Source organism: Camelimonas lactis (assembly GCF_004342915.1).
GTDB lineage: Bacteria > Pseudomonadota > Alphaproteobacteria > Rhizobiales > Beijerinckiaceae > Camelimonas > Camelimonas lactis.
On the sequence record NZ_SLWL01000021.1, the window covers coordinates 26,566 to 36,940 of the forward strand.

Genomic DNA, 10,375 nt, shown 5'->3' on the forward strand with positions numbered 1-10,375 from the left:
GGCGCAAACATGCCCCGTGCGGGCCACGCCGTTTCCCGGGTATGCGCGTCAGGGGGCGTTCGGCGGGGTCGGCCCAGGCCGGCGGCTGAATGTTGCGTGAACCTCATATCGTTGGCGCGGCGCCCGTGCTGGCGGTCTGTCGCAGACCCTGCAAGGCCAGTTGCAGCACATCGGTGTCGGAGCGGCCTGGATAGACGGCGAAGGCAGAGTGTGAAAATTCCGGCGCGTTGCTGACCCGGCGCAAACGCCCCTCGTCAAGGAATGGCTGGGCCGCGCCAAGCCGGAAATAGCCGCAGCCGCCGACGGTCAGCAGGTAGGTCAGCGCCAGCGGTCCCAGGGAGATGGAAACCGGCGGCGCGCCGGTTTCCGGAAAGGCCGCCTGGAAATTGGCGGCGAAAGCCGCACCCCAGTCGACCTGCACATACTGGTCCGGCATGAAGGCGCCGCCGGGATCGGTGGTGACCAGCACCAGCTTCTCTTCCTGCAACAGTTCCGACACCAGGTTTGGCCATGTCGGCGGATGGTACAGCACCGCCAGATCAAGCGCGCCGTCCTGGACGCGGGCGAGCAGGCTGGAGGGACTGTCCACCTCGGCCCGCAGCGCGATATCGGGATGTTGCCGGTGCATCAGCACCAGCCAGTCCGCCAGCAGCGGCCGCCACAAACTCAACTCGCCGCCGATGATCACGCCTTCCCGGCGACCCGGCGGCAGGGCGACCTGCTGCCGGGCCCGCTCCCACGCCTGCACCATGACGCGGGCATGCCGCAGCAGCCGTTCCCCGGCCGGCGTCAGTCGCGCGCCCGCCTTGTTGCGAATGAACAGCCGCCGCCCCAGCAGCCCTTCGAGCGTGCGGATGCGGGCGCTGACCGCTGTCTGGGTAATGTGCAGGCTGTCCGCCGCGGCGACGAAGCTGCCGCTGCGGGCGATTTCGAGGAATGTGCGGGCCTGATGAACATCCATGGCTTCATATTAAAATTTATGCATTTAAACGCAATCAAATGAATTTGTTAGGAGACTGGCGAAATGCCATTCTCACTGAGGAATTGAAATGAATAACAATGTAATAATGTGAATAACGGGCCGCCGGCACGGGCCGCCGCCCGCGAGGCGCCAGAAAACCATGGGCATATCTGAATTTCGAAACCAGGACCTGATCTCCGGCGGGCCGGATGGCGCCGGGCGCGAAGGGGCTTCATCCCCACAGGACGGCGCCGCATTCGGCGCCAGCCTGGTCGCTTTCGGTTCGGGCCTTTCAGCCGGGCAATGGGACCTGCTGCGGCAGCTGGCGCAGTCGCTGGACGACAGGCAGTTGCTCTGGGCCAGCGGCTTTCTCTCTGGCGTCGAGCATCAGCGCCAGGCGTCCGGCCTGCAACCGGCCGCTGCCCCGGCCGTCGCGCCAGAGGCGTCCACGCGCAGCCTCACGGTGCTTTACGGCAGCGAAACCGGCAACAGCGCCGCGCTGGCCGCTGATCTGGCAGGCAAAATCAGCGCCAGTGGCCGCGTTGCAGAAGTCGCGGACATGGCCGCCTACAAAACGCGGGCGCTGAAGGACGAGCAGGACCTGCTGTTCATCGTCTCCACCCACGGGGAGGGCGATCCGCCAGCGTCGGCCGCCGGCTTTTTCGAGTTCATCGAAGGGCGCCGGGCGCCGCGCCTCGCCGACGTCCGTTTCGCCGTTCTGGCGCTGGGCGATTCCTCCTACGAATTCTTTTGCGGCGCCGGCCGGCGTCTGGACGCGCGCCTGGCGGAACTGGGTGCTGCCCGGCTGCGCGATCGCGTCGATTGCGATATCGACTATGACGAACCGGCTGCGGCCTGGATGGCGGACGTGGTCGCCCGTTTCGCGCCAGAGGAAGCAGGCCTGGCCGGCGCCCGGCCAACCAGCGGCCTGGCGTCAGGCCCGCGACCCGCGCCCACGGGGCAGCCGGTCAACGCCTTCGACAAGCGCAACCCCTTCGGCGCGGCGGTGATCGACAACATCGCGCTGACTTCTTCAGGCTCCAGCAAGGAAATCCGTCACCTGGAGCTGTCGCTCGAGGGCTCGGGGCTGGCGTACGAACCGGGCGATGCGCTCGGTCTGACGCCCCGCAATGATCCGGCCCTGGTCGGCGCCGTGTTGCAGGCTGTCGGTCTGCCCGCCGACGCCGGGGTGGAGCTGCGTGGCGGCGCGCTGCCTTTGGGCGAGGCGCTGCGTGACCGGCTGGAAATCACCACCGCGACCCCGCGCTTCCTTGAACATTGGGCGGGGCTGTCGCGGGCGGAAGACCTCGCTGCGTTGCTCGGGCCGGACGCCGCCGACGCCCGCGGCGCCATGTTGCGCGGCAACCATGTGCTCGATCTGCTCCGTAAATATCCGGCCCGCGGCGTCGACGCGAAGACGTTTGTCGCCGGCCTGCGGCCATTGCAGCCGCGGCTGTATTCGATTGCGTCCAGCCTGGCTTTCGCCCCCGATGAAGCCCATCTGGCCATCAGCACGGTCCGTTACCAGCTCAACGGCATTGACCGCGCCGGCGTCGCCTCCAGCCACGTGGCCGAACGCTGCCCCGACGGCGGCGTGCTGCCGGTCTATGTCCAGCCAAATCCGCACTTCCGCCTGCCGGGCGACGATATCCCCATCATCATGATCGGCGCCGGCACGGGCGTCGCCCCCTATCGGGCGTTCGTTCAGGAGCGGGAGGCGCGCGGCGCGCGTGGGCCGTCATGGCTGTTCTTCGGTGAGCGCAACTTCGACAGCGACTTTCTCTACCAGACCGAATGGCAGGGCTTCCTGCGCGATGGCGTCCTGTCACGGATGAACGTCGCCTTTTCCCGCGACGGCGCGGCGAAAACCTATGTGCAGCACCGCCTGGCCGAGCATGGCCGCGATGTTTTCGACTGGCTGGAGAATGGCGCGCATCTCTACGTCTGCGGCGACGCCAGCCGCCTTGCCCCGGACGTGCACGCGGCCCTGCTCGGCATCGTGCAGCGGCATGGCGGCAAGGGCGTCGCTGCGGCGCATGACTACATCGCCGCCCTGCAGGCCAGTCACCGTTACCAGATCGATGTTTACTGAAAGCACAGTCATGACCGACGCCGTCATCGACCGGAGCCGCGATATTTCACAGCCGCTCGAGCGGCTCGGCCCCGACGAAACCATGAAAGCCAACAGCCGGCAGCTTCGCGGCTCCATCGCCGCGGGGCTGGAGGCGGAGCTGACCGCCGCCGTTCCTGGCGACGACATCAAGCTGATGAAGTTTCACGGACTTTACCAGCAGGACAACCGCGATATCCGCGATGAACGCCGGCGTCGCAAGCTGGAGCCAGCCTACCGTTTCATGGCCAGGGTGCGCCTGCCAGGCGGCGTGCTGACGCCGGCGCAATGGCTGAAGCTGGATGAACTGGCGCGCCGCCACGCCGGTGAATCGTTGCGCCTGACGACACGGCAGACCTTTCAGTTGCACCATGTGCGCAAGCAGGATTTGCGCCCGGTGATCCAGGGCTTGCGCGACGTGCTGCTCGATACTCGCGCCGCCTGTGGCGACGATACGCGTGGCGTCATGGCCTCGATCAACCCGGAGCTGTCCGCCCTGCACGCCGAAGTGCTCGCCCTGGCGGTCAAGGCCAGCAACCACGCCATCCCCAAAACCGGCGCCTATGACGAAATCTGGTATGGCGCGGAGGAAAAGGGCGCGGGATCCGGCCCGGAGGAGCCGCTGTACGGCGCGACCTATCTGCCGCGCAAATTCAAGATCGGCTTCGTCATTCCCCCGGTCAATGACATTGATGTCTACGCCCAGGACCTGGGCTTCATCGCTATCGCCGAGGGCGAGGAGCTGAAGGGCTTCAACGTCGCCATTGGCGGCGGCATGGGCCGGACCGACAACGCGCCAGCCACCTATCCCCGGCTCGCCAGCGTCATCGGCTTCATTCCGAAGGATCAGGTCATAGCCGTTTGCGACGCGGTGATCGGCGTGCAGCGTGATTTCGGCGACCGGGTTGACCGCAGCCGGGCGCGCTTCAAATACACCATTGACGACAAGGGGCTGGATGTCATCCGGGCCCAGATCGAGGCGCGGCTGGGCTACGCTTTGGCGCCGGCCCGACCATATGCCTTCACCTCGAACGGCGATGCGCTGGGCTGGCGGGAAGGCGCGGACGGACGCTGGCATTTCACCCTGTTCGTGCAGAATGGCCGCATCAGCAATGTCGGCGGCCTGGCCCTGCTCGACGCCCTGCGCGCCGTGGCCAGTCGCCATGCCGGCCGGTTCCGCGTCACGCCTAACCAGAACCTGGTGATCGCCGACATCGAAGCCGCGGACCGGCCGGCCATGGCGGCGCTGCTGCGCGAACACGGGCTTGACGCCCTGAACGGCGGCAGCGGCCTGCGCCGCAACTCCATGGCCTGCGTCGCCTTTCCGACCTGCGGTCTCGCCATGGCGGAGAGCGAGCGTTACCTGCCGGCGCTTGTCGGCAAGATCGACGCCATCCTTGATCGATACGGCCTCCAGGACGAGCCGATCACCATCCGCATGACCGGCTGTCCCAACGGCTGCGCCCGGCCCTACATCGCCGAGATCGGCCTGACCGGGCGGGCGCCTGGCAAATACAATCTCTATCTGGGGGGCGGCTTTCACGGCCAGCGCCTCAACAAGATGGCGCTTGAGAACGTCGGTGAACAGGCGATCCTTGACTGTCTCGACAGCGCGCTCGGCCGCTACGCCCGTGAGCGCGCCCCGGGCGAGCATTTCGGCGATTTCGCCATCCGCGCCGGCCTCGTCCCGGAGGTGCTGGAGGGCCGGCGTTTCAACGACTGAACGCCTTACGGAAGCGCGGGCTGGCGCCGCCGGAAGACCGGGACGCCATCGGAACGCGAGGACAATGCAAATTCCGTTTCACCTGACGTGAACGGGTTTGCTTCAACCAGAACAGGGGAGCAGAACCATGTCGCTGCAACTTGGACAGACAGCGCCGGATTTTGAGCAGCAGAGCACCGAGGGGCCTATCCGGTTTCACGAATGGCTCGGATCGTCCTGGGGCGTGCTGTTCAGCCATCCGAAAAACTTCACGCCAGTGTGCACCACCGAGCTTGGCGAGGTGGCGCGCCTGAAACCGGAATGGGACCGGCGCGGCGTCAAGGTGATCGGCCTGTCGGTCGATCCGCTGGACGCGCACGAGCGCTGGGGCGCGGATATCGCCGAGACACAGAAACACGCGCTGAACTTCCCCCTGCTCGCCGACGCCGACGGCAAGGTCGCCAGCCTCTATGGCATGATCCACCCGGAGGCGGATCCGACGGTGACCGTGCGCGCCGTCTATGTGATCGACGACAAACGCAAGATCCGGCTCGTGCTGACCTATCCGCCGAGCGCCGGGCGCAACTTCTCGGAAATCCTGCGGGTCATCGACAGCCTGCAACTGACCGATAACGAGAAAGTCTCCACGCCGGTCAACTGGACGCCCGGCGAGCCGGTCATCATTTCCCCGGCGCTCTCCAATGAACAGGCGCAGGCGCGCTTTCCCCAGGGGTGGACGGAACTGCGCCCTTACCTCAGGCTTGTGCAACTTGCCCAATCGTAAGCGGGAGACCGTCATGGACGGAAAACCGGTTCACCCCCACACGGTGGCGGCCGCCAACGGCGTCGCAGACGGCGACCGCTTCGGCGCCGTGGCGCCGCCGCTGTATCTCACCAGCACCTTCGCTTTCCCGGCCTATGGGACGACCAGCGGCTACGACTATTCGCGCGCCGCCAACCCCACGCGCGACCTGCTGGCCGACACCCTGGCGAAACTGGAGGGCGGCGCCGGGGCCGTCATCACCTGTTCAGGCATGGCGGCGATCGACCTGGTGCTGTCGCGCCTGCCGCGGGACGCCTTCGTCGTGGCGCCGCACGACTGCTACGCCGGAACCCGCCGCCTGCTGCAGGCCCGCAGCGCGCGGGGCAGTTTTGAGGCGGCGTTCATTGATCAGGGCGATGCGGCCGCCATGAGCCGCGCGCTGAAGCATGTTCCCTCGCTGGTGCTGGTCGAGACGCCCAGCAATCCGTTGATGCGCATTGTCGATATCGCGGCGATCGCCGCGCAGGCAAAAGCCGTTGGCGCGCGGCTGGCGGTCGACAACACCTTCCTGTCGCCGGCCCTGCAACAGCCGGTCCGCCTCGGCGCCGACTACGTGATTCATTCGACGACCAAATATCTCAACGGTCATTCCGATGTGGTGGGCGGGGCGGTGATCGCCGCCGACGCCGCCGAGGCGGAGGCGCTGGCGCACTGGGCCAATGTCACCGGCGTCACCGGCGCGCCGTTCGACGCCTACATGACCCTGCGCGGCGTGCGCAGCCTGTTTCCCCGGGTGGCGCAACAGCAGGCCAACGCCATGGCCATCGCCCGCTTCCTGCGTGAGCAACCGCAGGTGGCGAGGGTGTACTATCCTGGCCTGCCCGATCATCCCGGCCACGACCTGGCCGCACGCCAGCAACAGGGCTTTGGCGCCATGCTGAGTTTCGAGCTGCGCGAGGGAGCCGCCGCCGCGCGGCGTTTTGTTGGCGCCACGCGGATTTTCACCCTGGCTGAATCCCTGGGCGGCGTTGAAAGCCTGGTTGCCCACCCGGTCACCATGACCCACGCCAGCATGGACGCCGATGCACTGCGGCGCGCTGGCATCGGCGCGGGGTTGCTGCGCCTGTCGGTCGGTCTGGAGGCCGGGGAGGATCTGATCGCCGATCTTGCAGGCGCGCTGGCGGCGAGCAGCCGGGCGGGCGGGCCGGCCCCCGCACCCCTGAAAGGGGAGCCTTGCTGAGGCAGCCAGCGCGGGCAGGCGGACGTGAACGGATCAGCCGTCCCGTCGTTCCGCCCCGTCCCCGCAGGAATTTGTAGCGCTGCCTTCCGCCATCCCGTCAGTTTGATCCCGGCGCGGCCCGCCCGCCGCGCCGCTTCCCGCCAGCCAGGGGCGCGCCGCTCTCACGGCGGTGAGGCGACTATCCCCGTGCGCGCCGCCGGTTGTATCCTCGGACAGGGCAGGGGAGACAAGGGAGCCGACGTGCTGACATTGAAGTCGCTTGGCGCAGCCAGAACCGTGACCGGCTCGAAGCATCTGCTCACCTTCGGGGGGCATCGTATTCTGGTCGATTGCGGCCTGTTCCAGGGGTTGAAGCACCTTCGGGAACTCAACTGGGCGCCGTTGCCGACGTCGCCGCGCGACATCGACGCCGTGGTGCTGACACACGGGCATCTTGACCATTGCGGCTATCTGCCCCGGCTGGTTCGCGACGGCTTCCGGGGCAAAATTTATGCGACGGAAGCAAGCCGCGACGTCGCGGAGCTGATCCTCAAGGACAGCGCGTTCCTGCAGGAGAAGGACGCGGAGTTCCTCAACCGGCACGGACTGACAAGGCACAAGCCGGCGCTGCCGCTTTATGGGATCGACGACGCCCTGCGGGCGATGGATCATTTCGCGGCGGTGGCGTTCGATAAGACTGTCAGCCTGCCAGGCGGCGCGACGTTGCGATTTCGCCATGCCGGGCACATTCTTGGCGCCGCGCATGCGGACATCCGCTGGGGCGGTCGCAGCCTGATGTTTTCCGGCGATATCGGCCGCTACGGCGATCCCCTCTTCCCTGACCCGGTTTCTGGCGGCGCGCCCGACTACATCATGGTGGAGTCGACCTATGGCGATCGCGTGCACCCTGACGGGGACCCGGCCATGGCCCTGGGGGCGATCGCGGAGCGCACCATGGCGCGCGGCGGCACGCTTGTCATTCCGGCTTTCGCGGTCGGCCGGGCGCAGCAGCTGCTTTACCATTTCTGGACCCTGAAACAGGCGGGCCGGCTTGGCTCTGTCCCCATTTTTCTCGACAGCCCCATGGCGATCGACGCCACGGACATGATGTGCCGGCACACTCCCGACCACCGCCTGTCGCCGGCGGTCTGCCGCGCGGCCTTCAGCATCGCCCGTTATACGAATGACGTGGAAGCCTCAAAGGCGATCACGGCGAGCACGTTTCCCAAGATTGTCATTGCCGCTTCGGGCATGATGACCGGCGGCCGCGTCCTGCACCATCTCAAGACCTTCGGCCCCAACCCCAGGAACACGATCCTGCTGTCTGGCTTCCAGGCGCCCGGCACGCGGGGCAGCCTGCTGCAACAGGGCGCGAAAGCGCTCAAGATTCATGGCGCGTTGACGCCCATTAACGCCGAAGTGGTGCAACTGGACATGCTGTCCGCCCATGCCGACAGCAACGGGCTGATGCGCTGGCTTTCCGGGTTCAGCCGCGCGCCCCGACGCGTGTTCATCGTGCACGGCGAACCGGAGGCCTCCATGGCGTTAAAGGCGCGTATCGACGGGGAGCTGGGCTGGCGCAGCGTCATTCCGGAGCCTGCCGAGGAATTCGTCCTGTAACCGGCGCTTCCCGTCTGGCCCGCGCGCCGCGCGTCGGCTGCACGCCGCAACCATTGCCGACCGCAATCCGCCTGTCGCTGGACGACGTCGCATATGTCCCGCGCCCCTCCAGCCGCGGCGTTACCGTGAATATGCGCGCATCCAGGATGTCGCACAGGCGCCGATTTCGCAAGACGGCAATGGTTGCCGGAACGGGAACAGGAATGACCGGGGTGGAAGGCCCACGCATACTATAGACAATAAGTCAGGTTATGACGTTGTTGCTTGACAGTGCACCTGTGCAATGCTGAAATCGACCGAAAGCCGGAAATCGGCTATGAAAAAATACAGCTCTCTGTAACTTGGCTGTACTGGATGCAGAGACGTATGTTTTTATGGTTGAGATGGATTAAACTCACCTAAACTTGATCGACCAACCTTATCTTTTCCTATTGTCTGATCGGTAACAGGCGAGCACAAATCAGATGTCGCCGTCGCCGGTGGGTCTCTGGATAGTACTTATGGCGCATATCCCGGTCTGCTCCGGTGGCGGGCAAGTAATGGTCAAGCTCCCGATTGGCACGCGGCGTTCATGCGGCCATTCGCGGCGTACCGGAGGAAAACGGGGTGGCTGTTTATCCTTCCTGTATTATCGGCGGGCTGGGGGCGATGGCGCTTCTTGTGTCATCCGCCGCGACGGTCCAGGCGGCGGACGATGCGGCGCGCGCCCGGTGCACCGCTGACAACAACGCAGCTTTCTACTCTGAATCAACCGATACATGCATCAAGTTCGGCGCGTATCTGTGGGCTGAGGGGTATTTTAATACATATGCAAAATACCCCGGGAAGAACGACAGATGGTACGGCATCGGCACGCTCGGCGTGAAGATGAACACGGAGACGACCACGGCCTACGGGCCGCTCAGAACCTTTGTCAACCTGCGGTTCCGTTACAGAACCGCCGATGAATGGTCTGACGGGCCTTATAAATTCAGTCTGGTTCCGTGGGACGCCTATGTTGATTATGCCGGATTTACGTTAGGGCATCGCGGTTCACTGTTCGATTTTTATGCAAATGCGAACGTAATCGGAACCGACCCGGCGACAATTGGCGACAGCCAGCAATTGTTGCTGGCCGCCTATACCTATAAATTCGCGCATGGCTGGAGCGTTGCGCTGTCGGTCGAGGAGCCGTGGGCCCGCATGGGCGGCATTAATGCGGCCAACGCCCGCTCAAAAGGCATTTTCAGGCAAAACACCTCCGTGCCGGATTTTGTTGGCGTCATTGCCCAAAAGGGCGCGTGGGGCGAGTTGCAGTTCTCGGCCGCCTTGCATCGCGTCAAGGCCAAGACTTTTTCGACGCCAGCGCAGGGATACGAGGGGGCGCAGAACCCGGGAATCTGGGGCTATGCATTACAGGCGGGCGTTGTGTTCGATCTGCCCCGGATTGCGCCGGGCGACTCGCTGTTTCTCCAGACTGCCTACGTCAACGGGGCGACCACCTATCTCGGTCTGGTCAATGCAAGCGGCGACTTCTCTCCACCCGACGCCTTTGTGACCGGATCGGGGAGGTTGCGCGGCGTTACAGGCTGGAACATGACAGCCCAGTTCCTGCACAACTGGACGCCAAAGCTGCAATCGGCCTTCTTTGGCGGGTACGCCCGCTTCTATCTCGGCAACGCCGAGGCCCGGGCGACCTATGGCGCATCGGGCGGCGTGAACTACAATCTCGGCGCCAACCTGACGTGGACGCCGGTCGCGCCGTTCTCCCTGGTTCTTCAGTATGACTACAACATGTATCAGGCCGCCAATTTCACGCCCACGGGCTTCGGGATGCCGCGCCGGTCGCAAAACGCGCACCAGGTGTTGTTGATGGCCCAGTACCGGCTCTGAATGATCCGGCGATACGTCGGGTATGTATATATTTTTGAGAACACCGGGAATAAAGTGCGCCATTTTCTGGCGTGCCTCACCGATATAAAAGTATGCCAGTCCTGCTAGACCTCCGTTTTTTGGCGGAG

General features: G+C 65.2%; 7 protein-coding genes. 6 read left to right on the forward strand and 1 reads right to left on the reverse strand.

What is annotated here, in order from left to right; all coding sequences use genetic code 11:
- Positions 1-103 precede the first annotated feature (103 nt).
- Positions 104-961: a LysR family transcriptional regulator gene (locus EV666_RS16470; RefSeq protein ID WP_132010540.1), complete on the reverse strand. Its 858-nt coding sequence runs from the start codon at positions 959-961 to the stop codon at positions 104-106.
- Between the two features lie 160 nt (positions 962-1,121).
- Here EV666_RS16470 and EV666_RS16475 point away from each other — a divergent pair, with 160 nt between their 5' ends.
- The 6 genes from EV666_RS16475 to EV666_RS16500 all read left to right on the forward strand — a co-directional run bounded on the left by EV666_RS16475 (position 1,122) and on the right by EV666_RS16500 (position 10,247).
- On the forward strand, positions 1,122-3,053 hold the full coding sequence (locus EV666_RS16475; protein ID WP_132010542.1) for an assimilatory sulfite reductase (NADPH) flavoprotein subunit: 1,932 nt from the start codon (positions 1,122-1,124) through the stop codon (positions 3,051-3,053).
- A gap of 10 nt (positions 3,054-3,063) precedes the next feature.
- Positions 3,064-4,794, forward strand: coding sequence for an NADPH-dependent assimilatory sulfite reductase hemoprotein subunit (locus EV666_RS16480; RefSeq protein WP_132010544.1), 1,731 nt, complete (start codon positions 3,064-3,066; stop codon positions 4,792-4,794).
- A gap of 127 nt (positions 4,795-4,921) precedes the next feature.
- Entirely contained in the window at positions 4,922-5,557 is a 636-nt protein-coding gene (locus tag EV666_RS16485) for a peroxiredoxin (RefSeq protein ID WP_132010546.1), read from the forward strand.
- A 13-nt stretch (positions 5,558-5,570) separates the two neighbouring features.
- Positions 5,571-6,776, forward strand: coding sequence for a cystathionine gamma-synthase (gene metB, locus EV666_RS16490; RefSeq protein ID WP_132010548.1), 1,206 nt, complete (start codon positions 5,571-5,573; stop codon positions 6,774-6,776).
- 240 nt (positions 6,777-7,016) lie between these two features.
- A complete protein-coding gene (locus tag EV666_RS16495; protein WP_132010550.1) occupies positions 7,017-8,375 on the forward strand; it encodes an MBL fold metallo-hydrolase RNA specificity domain-containing protein in 1,359 nt (452 codons plus the stop codon).
- A 606-nt stretch (positions 8,376-8,981) separates the two neighbouring features.
- Positions 8,982-10,247 (forward strand): porin, encoded by a 1,266-nt coding sequence (locus EV666_RS16500; RefSeq protein ID WP_132010552.1) that lies wholly within the window; start codon positions 8,982-8,984, stop codon positions 10,245-10,247.
- The last annotated feature ends 128 nt before the right edge of the window (positions 10,248-10,375 follow it).

Coding starts and splice junctions, on each gene's coding strand:
- EV666_RS16470 (WP_132010540.1), bottom strand. CDS start 961: ATGGATGTTCATCAGGCCCGCACATTCCTCGAAATCGCCCGCAGCGGC.
- EV666_RS16475 (WP_132010542.1), top strand. CDS start 1,122: ATGGGCATATCTGAATTTCGAAACCAGGACCTGATCTCCGGCGGGCCG.
- EV666_RS16480 (WP_132010544.1), top strand. CDS start 3,064: ATGACCGACGCCGTCATCGACCGGAGCCGCGATATTTCACAGCCGCTC.
- EV666_RS16485 (WP_132010546.1), top strand. CDS start 4,922: ATGTCGCTGCAACTTGGACAGACAGCGCCGGATTTTGAGCAGCAGAGC.
- metB (WP_132010548.1), top strand. CDS start 5,571: ATGGACGGAAAACCGGTTCACCCCCACACGGTGGCGGCCGCCAACGGC.